Consider the following 19,673-nt stretch of genomic DNA (forward strand, 5'->3'; position numbering starts at 1 on the left):
GGTTCAGAAATATTTTGCGGAGTTCGAGCCGCAACATGTCCGCCGCTCCCAGGGAGTGAAGGTCGCTGCGGATTGAGATCACTAGCGTTGCCGCGTCCATGATCGGTCGAAAGCCCATTATCGTGATCCGGTTTTCGTCCGTGCCCTGCTCCGCGCTTTCAAGCGTGGCTCCAAGATTCGCGCCTGGAAGAACCCGAGAATATGCGAGCTTGAGAACTGCGCGACTTCCGGCTGCACGGCAGTGGCATATAAGCATCAAGCGAGAGCGTGAGTGCGTCCAGTGAAGCTGAAATGCAATCGAGATTTTCCGGCGTCAAACCCGGAACCACAATTGAGAGCGGCAATCTATCCATTTGCTCCGCGCCCTGGGTTTGGCCCTATTCTCAGTAGTCGCGTTCGTAACGGTTGAGGCTGACGCAGCGCCGCCGACGTCACCGAGATCCATGGGAAATGATTCAACGGCAAATTGCACTTCGAATGATGGTCGTCCTTGAGCGCATCTAAGGCCGGAAGTAGTTGACCGTAGGAAGGTGTCGATAAGATGAAACGTCTCGCTAGCGAATAATGAAGTTGCTCGCATGCAGGTCGGAGATATGAACATCCATCAGACTTATGCTATCGTGATTTCCGAGGTTGATCACCGTATCATGGCCGCCATTCGCCGACTGGAACAGAGCTTGCGACTGACCGGTCTGCGCATCATTTAACAGCGCCGCCAGCTGTGCGTTGTGGGTGACCGACGAAAATCTATCCAGTGCAATTGTGTCGGTGCTTACGGCATTCTCGATGACCTCCGCGCCGACGCCAGGCCGGAATACGAATGTGTCATCGATAACCGAGGCCACGTGCTGCGATACAGGGCCTGACGAGATATCGCCGGACCCGGTGCTATTGCTATCGAGAAAATAGTTATTCCCAACTGCGACCAGACTGGTCGATCCAAACGACTCGATTACCATCGGCGGACTTATGAAGGTTGAGCCCGCAAACGTTCCGTCCGAAAACCGGAAATTTTCCACGCCGACAACAGTGTCGGTCCCATCGGGCGATCCGCTTCGCTGATCTGTTACCGTCAACGCCTGCGTCGCGGAATTGTAAGCGATCAGGTAACTGGTGTAAGCGCCCGAGAATACCGCAACGTCGGTGCCGGAGCCGCCCACGATCGTATCGTTGCCCGCACCGCCGGTAAGGGTATCATTGCCACCGCCGCCGTTGAAGTTATTTGCGATCGCATTTCCGGTTAGCGTGTCGTTGCCCGAGCCGCCAATAGCATTGTCGATATAGGACCGCGCGTCATTGTCATATAAATACGCGTTGTAGATATTCCCTGCCGAGTAATGGCCGCTTCCAAGATACGCAAGTTGCGTCGCCGATGTAATCGAGGATGCGCCAGGATTGAGATTGATCGACACCGCCGTCGTGTAGTTCGACATGTCATAGGTATCGATTCCATTACCGTCCCAGATCGTCTCGAAAATACGGTTTGCCGAGCCGCCGGCACCGTTGCCCGGCGCCAGTTGCGCGACGCCGTTGATCAACTCGTGCCCTGTGGCCGGATTCCAGGAATAGACCGTGTTTTCGCTATGCGTCGTGAAATTCGCGCCGTAAAGCGTTTGCAGCGCAAGGATATCGTTCGCCATATAGGTTTGAGGATGGCCATAGGCTTCGTTGGTATAGCCCGTAAGTGGTCCACCCATATAGCTGCGATAGCTCATGACGGTGTATTCGAGATCGTCATGCGCGGCGGGCACCGCGACGTTGGCGACGCCGCCGGTTTCCTGGCTGTGTTTGAGGCCCAACGCGTGGCCTAGCTCGTGGAGCGCTATCGTGAAATAGTAGTTCCCGAGCGCTGCCAGGGAGTAATCGTAGGCGGTCCCAAACCAAATGTCCCCGCCCGCGGGAACACTCGCCGGATAGTAAGCGTATGAGGTCGGATTGGCAGCGGGGGATTTGGCGATCGCGATGTCCGCGCCGTTCGTTCCCGCGAACTGTATCGGGGCGTTGGTGTAACTCGAGATCAGCGCGAAAGCATAGCTGATGGCTTGCTGCATCGCGAAGGGGGCCGCCGAGAAGCCTGCAGCTGTTGACTCGCCGTTGCCGAGATAGTTTGCGGAATAATCGCTCGGAGAATCGGGAAAGCTGTAGGTGATCGTGCCGGACCACTTCGTGCCGCCCAGCAAACCATCGATTTCTGGATTGTCTGTTTTGGAAACAGTTACGGTGGTCGCCAACGACGCTCCTTGGTGCCTCAGCAGGTGTTTGCGCTGCGCCTTCACATCTTAAGCGAACAATAAGTCGGCATAATTTGGGCCTATCACCCTTTCAATCCTGTTGGGCTAAACTAACTGGACGGCTCCCTGGCGGAAGCGCCCAGAGTTCCCTGTCATCGACCGCGAAAACGATGATGCAACGTGCCGGAGGTCGCGTCCTCTTCTTTGCAACGGCCCTATTCGTTGGAGGGATGAGCTGCCCGAACCAGATCAAACGTTTCGCGAAGGACGCATCTCCATGGCCAGGAAGGCATCCGCGGACGAGGGAAAGTTATCCGTGAAAGGACCAGTCCCCGCACGAGATCCCCAGATCGCGGTGCAGGAGGAATATGAAATCGCGCGACAGCGAGGCACAGCGCAAGCGCTGGAGCTCTTCATCTCGCGGCAGCCTGACGACACACTGATCAGGGGCCAGAACACCAAAACGATCGCCAATCTCGTGATCGAATCGACTGCGTTCTAGTCCGCCGCCTCGGCTTTGGGCCTACCTAACTTGGGCCGCGGCGGTTTCACCTTGAATGATGCCCGAGGTTCGACCGCGAATTGAACGCCGAAACCAGCAAGCATCTTCATGGTATTCCCGAGCGAAGGGTCTCTATGCCCCGCAAACATCCTGTACAGGTTCTCCCGTCGCAAACCCGTCTCTTCAGAGAGAGCAACGACATTCTGAGCTCGCATCACGGTACCTATAGCCGCGACGAGAACAGCAAGATCGTAGCTGGCAAGTGCTTCGTTGAGATATTCAGAAATCAGCGCTGGATTATCGCGAAATTTCTTGGGATCAAAGCTTTGCTTGGCGGACACCGAGACCCTCCCTAGAACCATTTGATCGCCACTGTGGCTTCTGAGTGACAGGCTTCGCCTCGAATCCGGGTATGCTCAAGACGCAACTCAAAATCGCCCAATGGGGAATTTACCATGAAAAAGTTAGTCATTGCTTTGTCCGCCATTGCGGCTTTCACCGGATCAGCCATCGCTGCCGACCTTCCCGCCCGTTACACCAAGGCTCCTCCCCCGCCGGCGCCGGTCTTTAACTGGACTGGCTTCTACATCTTCGGCGGTGGCGGCGGCGGATTGTGGAACGCGGACAGCAACGTGCAGACCTTCCCCGGCGGCGCCGCCATAACCCGTGACCAGCGGATGGGTGGCAGCGGCTGGTTCGGAACCGTCGGCATCGGGTATGACTGGCAGTTCAACGGTCCTTGGGTGGCCGGCATTTTCGGTGATGGGCAATTCGGAGAAATCCGTGGTTCCCTGAGCGATCCCGACTTCCAGATTGAGGGTCGTGAAAAGCTTCGGACGAGCTATGCGGCTGGCGTGAGAGTGGGTTATCTCGTTGCGCCCCAAGTGCTGTCCTACGTCAATGGCGGTTACTCCGGTTCGGAGTGGTCAGGCTCCACTCTCACGACCTTGGCCGCAGGAGGCGGGCCGGCCGTCGCTACCACGCCTTCCTTCCGTCGTGATGGCTGGTTCGTTGGCGGCGGCGTCGAGAACAACTTGGACATTTTCGGAATCTCGGCGCCTGGCTGGTTCATGAAGACCGAATATCGTTCGGCTTTCTATGACCGCATTTCCCTGCCCGAGACCGATGTCGCCACCGGCGCCCTTAATGGCGGTGCCATTACTTTCAAGCCCTGGGTGCAGACCATCAGCACCTCGCTGGTCTATCGTTTCAACTGGGGTGGCCCGGCCGGCGCGCGGTACTGATCTCAGCTAAAACTCAAGCAATTCAAAAGCCCCGGCATCGTCCGGGGCTTTTTTGTGCCGGAGCAAATCCGGCCGGAACGGATGGAGCACCCGGGTTCGTCTTAGGGCGGACCCCTCCTATCCTTCCATGCAGATCGACCACGCTGCTCGGCTCGATCAACCTCGCGGATGGCCTCGATACACGCTTGCGCACCCCTTCCGCGCGTATCTTCGCAGCAGAAAACCCGTCTGGCACGCGATTTGGTGCTCATGGCTGGGCATCACAACAGCCCTTGAACGTGGCTGCAATGCCTCTACTCACAGGTTTCCGGAACAACGGGCCAAGCTGCGACTAAATGCGAGGCGGTAAGAGAAGCAGAGTGCGCGATTGACCGGGCGCTTGCGCCCAAAAAGCTCAGGCTCGTCTCGCCCGGTCCGGCAGAGCTGGAAGAAATTTTTTCGCCTTGCTCAGTCTTCGCGTTCCATTTCGGGGGTAGATGGGGCCGAGCCGGCGCTCCAGGCTCATCGAGCTGGGATCTCAGATCAGCACCCGGAAGAAAGCTCGAACCAGCAGAGACGACAATTGGAAATCTCCGCTAAATTGTCTAAGCCGAGCAACGCATCGCGTGCCAGTTCGAACGCGGAATTCCACAAAAACGAGAGTTTCCTGAATGCCGTCCCCGCGCGCCTCGCAAGCCCTGTCCCGCTTCACCGTGCTCGATCTCACCCGCGTCCGCTCCGGGCCGACCTGCGTGCGGCAGCTCGCGGACTGGGGCGCCAACGTCATCAAGATCGATGCGCTAATGGAGGATGCCGGCGGTGAGCAGCCGGGGGGCCCGCGCCGCGGTTCTGACTTTCAGAATTTGCACCGCAACAAGCGCGCGATGACGCTCAACCTGAAAGACCCGAAAGGCCTCGAGGTGTTCCGGCGCCTCGCCGAAAAGGCCGACGTCGTAGTCGAAAATTTCCGCCCGGATGTCAAAGCACGGCTCGGCATCGACTATGAGAGCCTTCGCAAGATCAACCCCCGCCTCGTCTATGGCAGCATCTCCGGCTTCGGCCAGGACGGCCCCTATCACAAGCGTCCCGGCTTCGACCAGATCGCACAGGGCATGGGCGGGCTGATGTCGATCACCGGCGCGCCGGGCCAGGGGCCGATGCGCGTCGGCATTCCCGTCGCAGACCTTACGGCCGGGCTGTTCTGTGCCATGGGCATCCTCACGGCGCTGCTGGAGCGGGATATCTCCGGCGAGGGCCAGTGGGTGCAGACCTCGCTGCTGCAGGCGCAGATCTTCATGCTGGATTTCCAGGCCGCGCGCTGGCTGATGGAAAAGGACGTGGCACAACAGGCCGGCAACAACCATCCGACCAGCATCCCGACCGGTGTGTTCAAGACCTCAGACGGCTATATCAATATCGCGACCACGGGCGGGCGGATCTGGGAGCGCTGTGCGCAGGCGATCGGCGCGCCCGAGCTTGTGACCAATCCCGATTACGCCACCGCGCCGGCACGCTCCAAGAACCGCGACGCTCTTAATGCCGAGATCAGCAAGCTCACTGAAAAGAGATCCACTGAGACCTGGGTCAGGGAGCTCAACGCCGCCGGCGTGCCGTGCGGCCCGATCTATTCGATCGACCAGATGTTCGAGGACGCTCAGGTCAAGCACCTCGGCATTGCGCAAGATGTGCCGAACGTCGAGAACCGCCACATCCGCCTGGTCGGTCAGCCGGTCACGCTGTCACGAACGCCGAGCAAAATGGCGGCGCGGCCGCCGGAATTCGGCGAACAAACCGACGAGGTCCTTGCGGAATTTGGATTTGGCGCTGACGAGATTGTCGCGCTGAAGCAAGGCAAGGTCGTGTGAAACAGCGGCGGGACCCAACTTCGAGCTAGCCGAATCCAATTAGCGCCCTAACCTAGGGCCCGGTTGGACGTTCGGCCAAGACGAATCCGCATTCGCTCGGACCGATCGTCGAACCGACAATTCGTATCGGCTCGCGGGATGCCCCATAAATTGCATATTGTCTTATCTTAGAAGCCGCACGCCGGGGCCTCCACCGTTCTTTGCGATGAACTCGACGCCCGCCTTTTCTAATGCTTTACGCAATTCCACGATTGTCCGTTCTTGTGCCGCGAGCACGCCAGGCTGAGTTTCAAGCCGCTTTATGCTGGGAAGCGAAACGCCAGAAGCTTCGGCGAGGTCGCGCTGCTCCCACCGCAGTAGCGCCCGTGCCGCGCGAACCTGCTCGCTGGTGATGGACAATTTTAATACCTCAGGTATTGACTTGATCGGAGCCAGCCTTTAATACCTCAGGTATCGCATAAGACAGCCTGCGAGATCAACCCTATCGAGCGACAACGCCACTTTGGTGAAGGGCGGAGCTATGTCCGAGTTCAATCCCCCCATCCAACGGGTGAATTTGCCGTGGCTGCCCCAAGCATTCCCATCCATTTTCAAAGAGACATATAGAAATGACCAAGGCGACACAGAGTTACGACCGGCGCCAATTCATCGGTGGCTCGGATGCCCGCATCATCATGGGCAAGGACGAGAAGGCCCTGTTGTGGCTCTGGCGGGAAAAGCGGGGTGAGGTCGCCGCACTCGACCTTTCAGGCGTGCTGATCGTCCAGCTCGGCCTAGTCACCGAGGATCTCAACCGGCGCTGGTATGAACTCAACTCGGGCAACCGGATCTCTGACATCCAACGCCATGCCGTCCACCGGACCATGCCGTGGATGGCCGCCACGCTGGATGGACTGGTCAAGGAAACCGGCGCGGTATTTGAGGCGAAATTCATGCTGCCTTGGTCGTTCTCGGAAGAGGCGGCCGCGGAGAAGCACATGGCTCAGCTCCAGCACAACATGCTGGTCGCGGGCACCAAGAAATCCGTGCTCTCCATCATCAACGGCGGCGGCAAGTGGGTTGAACTGTCGATCGAGGCTGACCCGATCTACCAGACAATCCTGATTGCAGCCGAAAAGGCCTTTTGGCGGGCGGTCAAGACCGGCGAAACCCCTGCCCTGTTCGATTGCGAACCTCCGAAACCACGGATCGAAGCGGTCCGCGTGGTCGACATGAACGCTTCCAACTCCTGGGCGGAATTTGCAGCTCTGTTTTGCGAAACCCGAGGGGCCCACCTCGACCACGAGCGGGCCAAGAACGAGCTCAAAGGGCTGATGCCGGAGGATGCCAAGGAGGCGATGGGCCATGGCATCCGGGCGAAACGGTCCAAATCAGGCGCGGTCAGCTTCGATCTGGTCGAGATGGAGGCCCGCCATGCATCGGTCCAGTGAAAGCGTTGCCGCCATTGCTACCGCGCTAGCGAAAGCCCAGACCGAACTCTCCAATCCCGAGAAGGCGATGGTGGGAACGGTCTACAACGTCAGGTCAGACAGTCCGCAAAGCTTCCGCTACGCCTCACTGTCCAGCGGCCTGGACATCATCAGAAAGACCTTAGGCGGCCAGCAAATCGCGATCGCCCAGACCACCGACATTGATCGGGCCAACGGCATGGTCAACCTGACCACCACGCTCCTGCACACCTCGGGCGAGTGGATCTCCTCGGACTGGCCGGTGTGCCAGTTATCCGAGACATCCGCACCCCGACGGATGGGAGCAGCACTGACCTACGCCCGACGCTACGCACTGTTTACAATGGTGGGGATCGCTGGCGAGGATGATGTCGACGCCCCCGATCTCACCAACGACCAGCCACTGGGCGACAAGGCTGCGGACGCTCGTCTTGCTCCCGGGTCCGGCGCTGAGCCGGCGCCCGCCCGTTCAAGCCGGTTCCGAACCGGCAACCCCGGCATCCCGCTTTCTCTGGAAAAGCTCGGTGTCGAGGAGTCCGCCGCGACCAGGGCGCAACTCATCCGGGAGATCGAAACCCTGCTGGAAGATGACCTGCAGCCTCGCGCGATAGCCATCCTGAAGGCCAAGAACCGCCTATCTGCGGATGACGCAAAGCTTGTCGAGGACGCCTTCGCGGGCAGGATGGCCCTGCAAGGCGCATTGCCGGATGCTTTGACGACGGTAACCGATCTAACACCACTCCAGCCGCCGCCAGCGCCGACGGATGCCGTCAAGCCGCTGCGGCCAAAGAGGCGCCCGAGAAAGGTCAAAGCCGCGCCCGAGCAATCTGCTGCGCCTCCGGTGCCGTCGAAACCAACCATCGATGACAATCCGTCGGCTTCAGCCGACGCTACTCCCGCCAAAATCCAAAAAAGCGAGCTCACGATCAGCGAGCCCCGTCGGCATCGCGATAAAGCTCACCTCAAGTTTGTTGCATCGCAGCCGTGTCTGGTTTGCGGGAGAAGCCCCACTGACGCCCATCATCTGCGATTTACCCAACCCCGCGCGATGGGGCGCAAGGTCAGCGACGAATTCACAGTACCTCTGTGCCGAGCCCATCACCGCGAAAACCATCGCTTTGGCGATGAGCAGGCCTGGTGGAGCAAACAGGCCATCGATCCTGTCGGAACGTCACGGGAGCTCTGGGTCTCGACCCGGCGCATCGAATAAAAACCGCCAAAATATGCAGCGCCACCACGCGTCGTTTCCGTGCCGGCAATCGGGACCCATTCCACACGGAATTGGAAACGCTGATGAGATTGCTGAGTTGAGGAAAGGCAAAGTGGTGTGACGCAAAGTTGATGCACGACGGCCCTGTGACAAGAAAAGCTTCGGAAATCCGGGGCCTTTTGGTAAGTCCAATGACGGCGGTACCGCTCAGTATTTGGCGACCACTGGTCCCGACGTGAATTGATAGTTGAAGCCAGCGCGGACCACATGATCGCGGAAACTCACGCGGGTCTCGTCCGCCGTTCCACCTCGGCTAGCCGGCTGCCTTCGCCGGCCGCCACAGCCGTCCCATACTGCCGAACGCCTTATCGATCACCGGCCAGAACAGCAGCACGATCGCCAATGTCGTGATCGAGCCGACCAGGCCGTTCGACCAGAACACCTTCATGTCGCCGCCGGAACCGATCATCGACAGCCGGAACGCATCCTCGGCGCGGTTGCCGAGCACCAGCGCCAAGGTGAACGGCGCTAAGGGAATGCCGATCTTCTTGAAGACATAACCGACGACGCCAAAGCCGAGCATCAGCCAGATGTCGAACATCGCGTTCTGGATTGAATAGGCGCCAATGGCGCAGGACACCACGATCATCGGCGCAACAGCGGCGAACGGCACTCGCAGGATTGATGCAAAAATCGGCACCGTCGTAAGCACAAGCACGAGGCCAACGACATTGCCCAGATACATCGAGGCGATCAGGCCCCACACGAAATCCTTATGCTCGACGAACAGCAGCGGGCCGGGGTTGAGGCCCCATACCATCAGCCCGCCGAGCAGGATCGCCGCGGTGCCGGAGCCTGGAATGCCCAGCGCCAGCATCGGCAGCAGCGCCGCGGTGCCGGAAGCGTGCGCCGCGGTTTCCGGCGCAAACACGCCCTCGATCCGGCCTTTGCCGAAACCCTCGGGGTCCTTGGAAAAGCGCTTGGCGAGATTATAGCCCATGAACGAGGCCGCGATCGCGCCGCCCGGCGTAATGCCGAGCCAGCAGCCGATGAATGACGAGCGCAGCAGCGTCACCCAGTATTTCGGCAGGTCTTTCCATACACTCAGTACCACGCGCAGGCTGATCGCCGCGGCATGCCCGCGCAGCGCGAGACGCTCCTCCATGGTCAGCAGGATTTCACTGATTCCGAACAGCCCGATCACCGCGACGAGAAAATTGATGCCGCGCAACAGCTCGCCGGAGCCGAAGGTCATGCGCAGCTGGCCCGAGACGGTATCCATGCCGACGCCGGCCAGCAGCAGTCCGAGCGACATCGAAATGACGGTCTTGTGCTTGGCCTCGCGCCCGAGCCCTACGAACGAGCAGAAGGTCAACAGGTAGACCGCAAAGAACTCCGGCGGTCCGAATTTCAGTGCGAATGACGAGATCATCGGCGCCAGAAACGTGATCAGGAGCACCGCGACCAGCGAGCCGATGAAGGAAGACGTGAACGCCGCAGTCAGCGCCTCGGCAGCCCTGCCCTGCTGCGCCATCGGATAGCCGTCGAACGTGGTCGCCACCGACCACGCCTCGCCGGGGATATTGAACAGGATCGAGGTGATGGCGCCGCCGAACAGCGCGCCCCAGTAGATGCACGATAGCATCACAATGGCGGAGGTCGGGTCCATGCTGAACGTCAGCGGCAGCAAGATCGCCACGCCGTTCGGGCCGCCGAGGCCCGGCAGCACGCCGACAAAAATGCCGAGCACCAGCCCGACCATCATCAGGACAAGCGTCTTCCACGTCAGCAGGACGGCAAAGCCGTGCATCAATAGCCCGAAAGCTTCCATGGACGAGTTACCCTGGTTTGCGCATGCGCTAGTAACCGAACGCTGCTTCGAGCGGCCCCTTCGGCATGATGACGTCAAAGGCGATATCGAAGGTCACGAACATGATGGCTGTGAACAGGAACGCCGTAAGTAGCGACTTCCACAACGCGATGCGCCCGACCATCCGCATGAAGCCGGCAATCAACAGGAAGCTCGCGACATAAAGCCCAAGAAACTGCATGGCCAGGCAGAACAGCAGCGTCGGAACGAACACCTGCATGACTCGACGAAACTGGGCGCGAGTGACGAAGGTTTCCGAAGCCTCCTGGCGAGACAGGAAGGCGACAACGACCCCGTAGAGGCTGGCGCCGGCGAGAATCACCGATAGATAAAACGGAAAATAGCCGGCCTGGGGGCCGGTTGCATCCCACGCGATGCCAGTGCGCCAGTTGTCATAGCCAAGCGTCAGCGCCAGCGCCACAAGCAGCAGCGAGACCGTGACATCGACAACACGGATGCTGGTTATGGCCGGGGAGTCGGCCTCCGGCGCGGTGGGATCGTCGACGACAATTTCAATTTCGGTATCGGACATGGAGGCTTCGTTATCTGGGTTCGGCGGTTGTTTCGTTGAGCACCAGCAAAATCACCATTATCATCCGCCACCGCAGTCTCGCATCGGGCAAGCCCGATGATAGGCTCGCGAAAAGCGAGACCCGGTGGCGGGGGATGACAGCATCATCTACTTCGCCACGAACCCCGCTTCTGTCATCAGCGACTTGTTGAGCGCGTCGTCTTCCTCGAGGAATTTCAGCATGTCGTTGCCGGTCAGGAAGATCGGCTTCAGCGCCTGCTTTTCCATGTAGTCTTTGTATTCAGCCGTTTGCGTCACTTTCTGAAACAGGTCGACGTAGAATGCCTGCTGTTCAGGGGTGACCTTGCCGGGCAGAAACATGGCGCGCAGCATCAGATATTGTATGTCGAGGCCCTCTTCCTTGCAGGTCGGGATATCATTCCACGACTGCGTTTCGGTCACCTTGGTCTTGTAGGAAATCCGCTCCTTGTCGAAGACGCAGAGCGCGCGAACCTGGCCGGCGCGCCAGACCTCGAGATTTTCGCTGGGGTTGTTGACGTTGGATTCGCTATGGTTGCCCACAAGTTGGGTCGCCGCTTCGCCACCGGACTTGTAGGGCAGATACGAGAATTTCGCGCCGGTCTTCTGCTCCATGAACACCGTGAGAACGTGATCCTCGCGCTTCGACCCAGTGCCGCCCATCTTGAATGGCGAACTGGCTGCCTTGGCGGCGGCAATGAATTCCTTGACCGTCTTCGGCCCAGCCGCATTGTCCCACAGTACGAACTGGTCTAGCGCGACGACCGAGACCGGCGTCAGCTCGCGCCAGTTGAACGGAATCTTCGCCGACAGCGGCAGCATATAGATCAATGAATAGGCGATCAGCACCTTGTTGGGGTCGCCTTCGCTGGATTTCATGTAGATCAGCGCTTCGGCGCCGGACGCCCCGCCCTTGAGCGACACGACCATCGGCTGCTTCATCAGATTGTTTTTCTGAATCGCGGCCTGCATCATGCGCGCCATCTGGTCGGAGGCGCCGCCGGCCCCGGCCGCGACCACAATCTCAACGGGCTTGGTCGGCTCCCAGGCGGCGATCGCCGGCGCGCTCGCCAGCAGGCCCGTCAGAGCAGCGGCGGCTTTCAGGATGTTTTGCACGTGTTTCTCCCTCTATCTTTTTTGAAGCCCAACATTGCCGGGCGCGTTCGTGGCGTCATTGTGCTAACTAAGGATCGTGGGTTCAAGCAGGTCATAGCGCCAAGCGTTATGACTTTCGCAGGGGTTCTCAGGCAGTGAGCGTCTACTTTCCCTTCCAGGTCTATTTTCCCTTCCAGTTAGGTGTACGCTTGTTGAGGAAGGCATCCATTCCCTCGCGAAAATCTTCGCTCATGTAGGCGCGAAGGATCAAATCCTCACCCTCGTCGCGCGACAATGTCCGCCGGATACGGCGCACCGCCTCCTTGGTGACTTCAAGCGTGATCGGCGCGTGGCCAGCAACCAGCTTTGCGGTTTCGTCGGCGCGGCGCTGCAGGGTTGCGACGTCAGGCACTATTTCATTGAGCAGCCCTAGCGTCAGCGCTTCCGGCGCCTCGATCAGCCGAGCTGTAAAAATCAGATCCTTGGTCCGCGCCGGCCCGATCAGCGAAGTGAGCCGACTGATGTTGGACATCGACAGGCAATTGCCGAGCGTCCGCGCGATCGGAAAGCCGATCCGTGTCGCCTCTGTACCGATCCGGATGTCACAACAGGCGGCGATCCCCGCCCCGCCGCCGGTGCAGGCTCCGGCAATGGCAGCGATCGTCGGCACCCTGACCTGTTCGAGCGCACCCAGCACGCGATCGATGCGCGCCTCATAATCGAGCGCATCCTGCGACGTCTTAAAGGCGCGGAATTGCGAGATGTCGGTGCCCGAGGCAAACGCCTTGTCGCCGGTGCCGGTCAGGATCATCGCCTTGATCGAGCGGTCGGCGTTGACGGTCTCGCAGATGGCCGCCATACGCTCGTACATCGCAAATGTCAGCGCGTTGCGCGCTTGCGGACGGTTGAAGGTCAGCCGGGCGATGCCGTCCTCAACATCGTAGATCAGGTCGTCAGTCGCCGTTGCTAGGGCGTTCATCGTTCGCTCATTCTGCTCTTGCACGCGTCGGAAAGATTCATACTCAACTTAAGCAACCGCGGCGGTTGATTTGGACATCGCGACCACGTCGCGTCCTTTCAGAACTTCCATGGCGGCGAGCACTCCGCCGCTGCGATACGGCACCCTGGCGAGATCGAGACCCATTTCGATACCCGACAGCGTGCCCATCAGCATCAGATCGTTGAAATGCCCGATATGGCCGATTCGGAACGCCTTGCCCTTGATCTTGTTAAGGCCGGTGCCGAGCGACATATCGAAATTCTCGAGCACCACTTTCCGGAAATTGTCGGCGTCATGGCCCTCCGGCATCACCACGCCGGTGAGCGCCGGCGAATGGGCATGTGGATCCTGGCATTGCGTTTCCAGTCCCCACGCTTTCACGGCCGCGCGCGTCGCCGCGCTGTGGCGCTTGTGCCGCGCGAAGACATTGTCGAGCCCCTCTTCCTCGAGCATGGCAATAGCTTCTTTCAAGCCGAAGAGAAGGTTGACCGCCGGGGTGTAGGGCCAGGTGCCCGCCTTGTTGATAGCAATGACTTCCTGCCAATCCCAATACGACCGCATCGACGGGTTGGCCTTCGCCACCGCGAGCGCCTTTTCCGACACCGCATTGAAGCCGAGGCCCGGTGGCAGCATCAGCCCTTTTTGCGAACCGGCAACAGACACGTCGATGCCCCAGGCGTCGTGTTCGTATTCCAGTGAACCGAGGCCGGAAATGGTATCGACCATCAAGAGCGCCGGATGCTTGACGCGATCCATGGCCTTGCGGACTTCGAGTGGATGGGTGACGCAGCCGGTCGATGTCTCGTTGTGCACGATCATCACGGCCTTGATTTGGTGCTGGCGATCGGCAGCAAGCCGCGCCTCGATCTGCTCCAGATCAGCCCCGCGCCGCCAGTCGCCGGCCAAAAAATCGACGTCCAGCTTGAATTTATCGGCGATGCCGTGCCACAGCACAGCGAACTGACCAGTCTCGGCCATCAATACCTTGTCGCCAGCCAACAGCGTATTCACGATCGCGGCTTCCCATGCACCAGTCCCCGACGACGGATAGATGATCACCGGCTGCTTGGTGCGAAACACGCGTTGCAAGGCCGCCAGCACCGCAAAACCAATCTCGGCGAATTCAGGACCTCGATGATCCATGGTGGGCATGTCCATGGCCCGGAGCACCCGGTCAGGTATGTTGGTCGGTCCTGGAATCTGAAGGAAATGCCTTCCAGTATGCACGGTCATGTAGCGTCCTTCCGGGCGAGATCTTTGCGATAGCGGCGCCCGGATAACACTTTTTGACAGGCTTGTCCCCCTGCCAGGCACAAGCCTAGCGTTGGTCCGCGGCACCTCTATTGCTGCGGCATCACCGCCGCTCATCGCACCGCACCATGGGCACCTTTCAAGCGAAATCGCATTTTTCGTCCTCCCGGACAGTCCGCCTATGCTCGGATCTGCTTGTCGCCCCGAACCGATGCGCACGACCAGTTGCTTAGTTCGATATAACCTTGAGTTGCGCCGACACGTTGGACTGGGTGCGCTCCTCGAGAACGGTCATCGCCGCCGCCACGCCGCCGGCACGGTGCGGCACGCCGGCAAGGGACAATCCCATCTCGACCCCGGTCAGCGCGCCTAACAGGGTGAGTTCGTTGCATTCACCGAGATGACCGATGCGAAACACTTTGCCGGAGAGCTTCGACAGTCCGGAACCCAGCGACATGTTGTAATTGTCGAGCACAGTCTTCCGGAACTGGTCGGCGTCGTGTCCCGGCGGCATCAGCACAGCCGTCAGCACCGGCGAATATTCGGCCGGCTCAAGACACAACACTTCGAGGCCCCAATGCGCGACGGCGGCGCGAGTGGCGGTCGCGAGGCGCTTATGGCGGGCGAATACCGCTTCCAACCCTTCCTCAAACAACATCGCGATGGCTTCGCGCAGGCCGTAGAGCAGGTTTGTGGCTGGCGTGTAGGGGAAGAAGCCAGCCGCATTGGGCTTCAGCATCTCTTCCCAGTCCCAGTAGGACCGCGGCATCTTGTTGGTCTTGGCCGCGGCGCGGGCCTTCTCCGAGATCGCGTTGAAGCCGAGCCCCGGCGGCAGCATGAATCCCTTTTGCGAGCAGCTGACGCTGACGTCGACCTTCCACTCATCGTGGCGGTAATCGATCGAGCCCAGCGAGGAGATCGTATCGACAAGCAGCAGCGCGGGATGGCCGACCTTGTCCATCGCAGTGCGGATGTCGCCGACGCGACTGGTCACCCCCGTGGAGGTTTCGTTGTGCACCACCATGACGGCCTTGATGGCATGCGATGAATCCTGCGCGAGCCTGGCTTCAATCGCCGCGGGCTCCGCGCCGTGGCGCCAGTCGCCGGGCATGAAGTCCACCTCGATGCCCCAGCGCGCTGCCATCTGCCGCCACAAGGTGGCGAAATGGCCAGTCTCCACCATCAAGACCTTGTCGCCGGGTGAGAGAGTGTTGACGATCGCGGCCTCCCAGGCGCCCGTACCCGAGGATGGAAAGATGATGACCGGTCCGGACGTCTTGAAGATTTTCCGGCTGCCTTCGAAAACCGCTTTTGCCAGTTCAGAAAATTCCGAACTGCGGTGATCGATCACGGGCATGTCCATCGCCCGGAGCACGCGATCCGGAACGGGGCTCGGGCCGGGTATCTGAAGGAAGTGGCGTCCCTGATGCTTGGTCATGATTTCCTCCATCCCACGCCTGCCTGCTGCTATGGTCCATATTGCATTCAATTCTTTCGGGTTCAATCAATTTATGCGTTCAAATTTTTGTCGACGTTCCGCCTTTTGGGCATTATCGTTCGCCTAATGAAACCAGTGATTCCAAGCGACCCGACCTCCGTGCCGGTTCAAACCGAGGCCGTCGATGCGGGCCGCGAGGAGCCCTCGCTGCACGGCGAGATCCTGGCGCGATTGCGGGACTACATCGTGGAGGGCAACATCCCGGATGGCGGCCGTGTGCCGGAGCGTCAGCTGTGTTCCATGTTTGGGATTTCCCGCACGCCGTTGCGCGAGGCTTTGAAGGTTTTGGCGTCGGAAGGGCTGGTCGATCTGCTGCCCAATCGCGGTGCGCGCGTCAGGCAATTGAGCGAGCGCGAACTGGGCGAGCTCTTTGACGTCATGGGCGGACTGGAGAGTCTTGCCGGACGTCTGGCATGCGAAAACATCACTGATGAGGAAATCGCGGAAATCGAGCGGCTGCATTACGAAATGTACGGTTTTTACCTACATCGCGACATGCACGGCTACTTCCGCATCAACCAGCTCATCCATCAGAAAATTGTCGAGGCGTCCCGCAACGCTACTTTGCTGGCGACTTATGGCAATTTCGCCGGCCGGATACGTCGCATTCGCTATTCCGCCAATTTTGCGCGCAAACGTGAGCGCTGGGGCGAAGCGATGCGTGAGCATGAAATGATCCTCGAGGCGCTGCGGCGGCGAGCAGGCAGCGAGCTCAGCGACATCCTCTTCCACCATCTGCGCAATAAGCGGACCGCCGCGATCGAGCATTTGAGCGAGGCAGACGCTGCTCTCTCCTCGCCCGTTCCGGCCTGATCCGCTCACGGACAGAGTCCTCGCGGTAGTCCAGATCATTTTATTTTGAATTCATAATTTCAGAAAATACGAAAATAATTGCATTTCCAATGCTTTCGAATTAGGGAGCAGAATCGTAAGTCTTCGTAGCGGCCGACTGGGGTCCCAGATGTCGAATTCAGGCTTCCCGCGGCTTGAACAGCGGCTTCGAGCGAATACCACCGGCGAGGTCTTGTTCGATTCGTTCAGCCGCGGTCGCTATGCGACCGACGCCTCATTCTACCAGATCATGCCACTGGGAGTCGTAGTTCCCCGGACTATGGATGAGGCGCTGCGGGCGCTGGCAATATGCCGCGACGACGGCAAGATCGTCACGCCGCGTGGCGGCGGAACCTCGCAATGCGGTCAAACCGTCAATGACGGCATCGTTATCGATCTTTCCAAACATCTGAATCGCATCATCTCGCTCGACGTCGAAAACCGCAGCTGCGTGGTCGAACCGGGGATCGTGCTCGACGACCTCAACCGGCAGCTGAAGAAACACGGGCTGTGGTTTCCGGTCGACGTTTCCACCGCGTCCCGCGCCACCATCGGCGGCATGGCCGGCAACAACTCCTGTGGCGGTCGTTCGCTGCGCTATGGCACGATGCGCGACAACACGCTGTCGATGGACGCAGCCCTTGCCGACGGCACCCTGTTGCATTTCGGCGAGGTGCCGCGCGATCTCGTGCGAGTGAATTCGAGTGACATCGGCCCGGATCTATTTCGCGATATGCTTGCGCTCGGCGCGCGTGAAGCCGGCGAGATCGCCGAAAGATTTCCAAAAGTGCAGCGCCGCGTCGGAGGATATAATCTCGATGCACTGGTGCCGCGCAACGCGCCAAACAATATGGCGCACCTGCTGGTCGGCTCCGAAGGCACGCTGGCCTTCACGACGCAGGTTGAACTGAAACTTTGGCCGGTCATTCGCAACAAAGTCTTGGGCGTCTGCCACTTCGGCAGCTTCTACGAGGCGATGGATGCCGCACGGCATCTGGTGAAGCTGCGGCCGATTGCGGTGGAGTTGGTCGATCGCACCATGCTGGCGCTTGGCCGCGAGATCGTGATGTTCCAACCGATCATCGGCGCAGCGGTACGCGGCGATCCCGATGCGGTCTTGATTGTCGAATTCGCGGAGGAAGATCAGGCCGAAAACCTCATGCGCCTGAAGCAGCTTGGCGAATTATTGGCCGATCTCGGTTTCGGCTGGAACCATCCGCAACGCAAATGGGGCGGCGTGGTCGAGATAACCGAGCCCGCGCTGCAGATCGCCATCGCCGAATTCCGCGCCGCAGGCCTCAATGTCATGATGTCGATGAAGCAGGAGGGCAAGCCGGTCTCGTTCGTCGAGGACTGCGCGGTACCGCTTTCGCATCTTGCAGACTATACCGAACGGCTCAACGGCATCTTTGCCAAGCACGGCACCCAAGGCACCATGTATGCGCACGCCTCGGAAGGCTGCCTGCATGTGCGCCCCGTCCTCAATCTGAAACTCGAAAAAGACGTCAAGGCGATGCGGGCTATCGCCGAAGAAACCTTTGCGATGGTGCGCGAATACAAGGGATCGCATTCCGGCGAGCACGGCGATGGCCTCGTGCGATCGGAGTTTCACGAGGCGATGTTCGGTTCGCGCATCATCGCCGATTTCAGGGAGGTCAAGCAGCGCTTCGATCCGTATAATGTGCTCAATCGCGGCAAGATCGTCGATCCGCCCAAGATGGACGATCGCTCGCTGTTTCGCTATCCGGCGGACTACCGTGTCGGTGAATTGAAAACGGTGCTCGACTGGTCCGCCTATCCCGGCGCTGGTGGCGGCTTCCAGGGTGCCGTCGAGATGTGCAACAACAATGGCGCCTGCCGCAAACTCGAAGGCGGCGTGATGTGCCCGTCTTATCGCGCCACCCGCAACGAGAAAGACGTCACACGTGGACGCGCCAATACGCTGCGGCTTGCGATCTCCGGGCAGCTTGGCCCCGATGCCCTCGCCTCTGACGAGATGATGGACACTTTAAAGCTCTGCGTTTCCTGCAAGGCATGCCGTCACGAATGTCCGACCGGCGTCGACATGGCCAAGATGAAGATCGAAGTTCTTGCCGCGCGTGCCATGAAGCAGGGGCTTTCGCTCCGAGATCGCATGGTGGGCTTCCTGCCGCATTATGCGACGCTGGTCTCGCGCCTCGCGCCGCTTGCCAATTGGCGCAACAACAGCCCCTTGCTGCGGATGCTGTTCGAAAAAATAGCCGGCATCAGCGCGCAACGCGCGTTGCCGAAGTGGCGGCGCGATGTGTTCAGGCCTGACTTCGACGCGATCGGCCCGCCCGACGGCCGCGAGGTCGTGCTGTTCGCCGATACCTTCAACCGTACGTACGAGCGCGAAAACCTAGACGCCGCGCTGCGCGTGCTGGTCGAAGGCGGCTACCGTGTTCACATCCCAAAGTCGGCGGACAGTGCCAGGCCATTGTGCTGCGGGCGGACGTTCCTTTCGGCCGGCTTGGTTGATCACGCACGCACTGAGCTCGACCGGCTGGTCACCACTTACGCGCCATTCGCTCTGCGCGGCGTGCCCATCCTCGGTCTGGAACCGAGCTGTCTGTTGACGCTGCGCGACGAACTGCTGTCGCTGCGCTCCGACGAGATCGCAAAAAGCATCAGCGCGCACGCGTTGTTATTCGAGGAATTTCTGGTTCGCGAAGCTGAGGCCGGCCTGCTGCGGCTGCCGCTCGGTCCACTCGCCGGGAAAGCTCTCGTGCACGGCCACTGCCATCAAAAATCGTTCGGTGCATTCAAATCGGTCGAGGAGGTGCTTCGGTTGGTTCCCAACTTGCATGTCGAAACCATCGAATCGAGCTGTTGCGGCATGGCCGGCGCCTTCGGCTACGGCGCGGACACCTATCGGGCGTCGATGGAGATGGCCGAACTATCGCTGCTGCCGGCGGTGCGGCGCGCGGACGCCGCGGCGCTGATTGTGGCCGACGGGACGTCGTGCCGACATCAGATTAAGGACGGCGCCGAGCGTAGCGCCCTTCACGTCGCGCGCGTGCTAGCGATGAGCCTCGACAGCGCGCGATCCAACCCTTAACCCCTCCCCGATCGGATAGG

16 protein-coding genes are annotated in these 19,673 nt (G+C 60.0%); 7 read left to right on the forward strand and 9 right to left on the reverse strand.

The window, feature by feature from the left end:
* Positions 1–554 precede the first annotated feature (554 nt).
* On the reverse strand, positions 555–2,231 hold the full coding sequence (locus N554_RS42810; RefSeq protein WP_081851143.1) for a M10 family metallopeptidase: 1,677 nt from the start codon (positions 2,229–2,231) through the stop codon (positions 555–557).
* 316 nt (positions 2,232–2,547) lie between these two features.
* Between N554_RS42810 and N554_RS37890 the strand changes: the two genes are divergently transcribed.
* On the forward strand, positions 2,548–2,733 hold the full coding sequence (locus N554_RS37890; protein ID WP_245283529.1) for a hypothetical protein: 186 nt from the start codon (positions 2,548–2,550) through the stop codon (positions 2,731–2,733).
* On the opposite strand, the gene N554_RS0105490 is transcribed toward N554_RS37890, so the two are convergent.
* Positions 2,730–3,074: an addiction module antidote protein gene (locus N554_RS0105490; protein ID WP_197033425.1), complete on the reverse strand. Its 345-nt coding sequence runs from the start codon at positions 3,072–3,074 to the stop codon at positions 2,730–2,732. The two genes, N554_RS37890 and N554_RS0105490, sit on opposite strands and share 4 nt — an antisense overlap.
* 114 nt (positions 3,075–3,188) lie before the next feature.
* Between N554_RS0105490 and N554_RS0105495 the strand changes: the two genes are divergently transcribed.
* Together N554_RS0105495 and N554_RS0105500 are read left to right on the forward strand one after the other, a co-directional pair.
* Entirely contained in the window at positions 3,189–3,977 is a 789-nt protein-coding gene (locus N554_RS0105495; RefSeq protein ID WP_029582566.1) for an outer membrane protein, read from the forward strand.
* 650 nt (positions 3,978–4,627) lie between these two features.
* Entirely contained in the window at positions 4,628–5,821 is a 1,194-nt protein-coding gene (locus N554_RS0105500) for a CaiB/BaiF CoA transferase family protein (protein ID WP_029582567.1), read from the forward strand.
* Between the two features lie 162 nt (positions 5,822–5,983).
* Here N554_RS0105500 and N554_RS37895 read toward each other — a convergent pair whose 3' ends face one another.
* Complete coding sequence (locus N554_RS37895; RefSeq protein ID WP_029582568.1) at positions 5,984–6,220, reverse strand: helix-turn-helix domain-containing protein; 237 nt, start codon at positions 6,218–6,220, stop codon at positions 5,984–5,986.
* A 209-nt stretch (positions 6,221–6,429) separates the two neighbouring features.
* Here N554_RS37895 and N554_RS0105510 point away from each other — a divergent pair, with 209 nt between their 5' ends.
* Positions 6,430–7,251 (forward strand): YqaJ viral recombinase family protein, encoded by an 822-nt coding sequence (locus N554_RS0105510; protein ID WP_051677332.1) that lies wholly within the window; start codon positions 6,430–6,432, stop codon positions 7,249–7,251.
* On the forward strand, positions 7,235–8,479 hold the full coding sequence (locus tag N554_RS0105515; protein ID WP_029582570.1) for an ERF family protein: 1,245 nt from the start codon (positions 7,235–7,237) through the stop codon (positions 8,477–8,479). The genes N554_RS0105510 and N554_RS0105515 overlap by 17 nt, the downstream gene beginning before the upstream one ends.
* 313 nt (positions 8,480–8,792) lie before the next feature.
* Here the strand turns inward: N554_RS0105515 and N554_RS0105520 are convergent, their stop codons facing one another.
* From N554_RS0105520 to N554_RS0105545, 6 genes are all read right to left on the reverse strand, one after another.
* Positions 8,793–10,310, reverse strand: coding sequence for a tripartite tricarboxylate transporter permease (locus N554_RS0105520; protein WP_029582571.1), 1,518 nt, complete (start codon positions 10,308–10,310; stop codon positions 8,793–8,795).
* Between the two features lie 28 nt (positions 10,311–10,338).
* Positions 10,339–10,881, reverse strand: a complete 543-nt coding sequence (locus N554_RS0105525) for a tripartite tricarboxylate transporter TctB family protein (protein WP_029582572.1) — start codon at positions 10,879–10,881, stop codon at positions 10,339–10,341.
* Positions 10,882–11,028: 147 nt separating this feature from the next.
* Entirely contained in the window at positions 11,029–12,006 is a 978-nt protein-coding gene (locus N554_RS0105530; RefSeq protein ID WP_371259461.1) for a Bug family tripartite tricarboxylate transporter substrate binding protein, read from the reverse strand.
* A gap of 169 nt (positions 12,007–12,175) precedes the next feature.
* Positions 12,176–12,973, reverse strand: a complete 798-nt coding sequence (locus tag N554_RS0105535; protein ID WP_029582574.1) for an enoyl-CoA hydratase/isomerase family protein — start codon at positions 12,971–12,973, stop codon at positions 12,176–12,178.
* 48 nt (positions 12,974–13,021) lie between these two features.
* Complete coding sequence (locus N554_RS0105540; protein WP_029582575.1) at positions 13,022–14,227, reverse strand: pyridoxal-phosphate-dependent aminotransferase family protein; 1,206 nt, start codon at positions 14,225–14,227, stop codon at positions 13,022–13,024.
* A 247-nt stretch (positions 14,228–14,474) separates the two neighbouring features.
* Positions 14,475–15,683 (reverse strand): pyridoxal-phosphate-dependent aminotransferase family protein, encoded by a 1,209-nt coding sequence (locus tag N554_RS0105545; RefSeq protein WP_029582576.1) that lies wholly within the window; start codon positions 15,681–15,683, stop codon positions 14,475–14,477.
* A gap of 126 nt (positions 15,684–15,809) precedes the next feature.
* On the opposite strand from N554_RS0105545, the gene N554_RS0105550 reads away from it, so the two are divergent.
* Positions 15,810–16,556, forward strand: a complete 747-nt coding sequence (locus N554_RS0105550) for a GntR family transcriptional regulator (RefSeq protein ID WP_029582577.1) — start codon at positions 15,810–15,812, stop codon at positions 16,554–16,556.
* Positions 16,557–16,704: 148 nt separating this feature from the next.
* Positions 16,705–19,653, forward strand: a complete 2,949-nt coding sequence (locus N554_RS0105555) for an FAD-binding and (Fe-S)-binding domain-containing protein (protein ID WP_029582578.1) — start codon at positions 16,705–16,707, stop codon at positions 19,651–19,653.
* Positions 19,654–19,673: the final 20 nt, after the last annotated feature.

Source organism: Bradyrhizobium sp. URHD0069, assembly GCF_000701345.1.
In the GTDB taxonomy this organism is placed as follows: domain Bacteria; phylum Pseudomonadota; class Alphaproteobacteria; order Rhizobiales; family Xanthobacteraceae; genus Bradyrhizobium.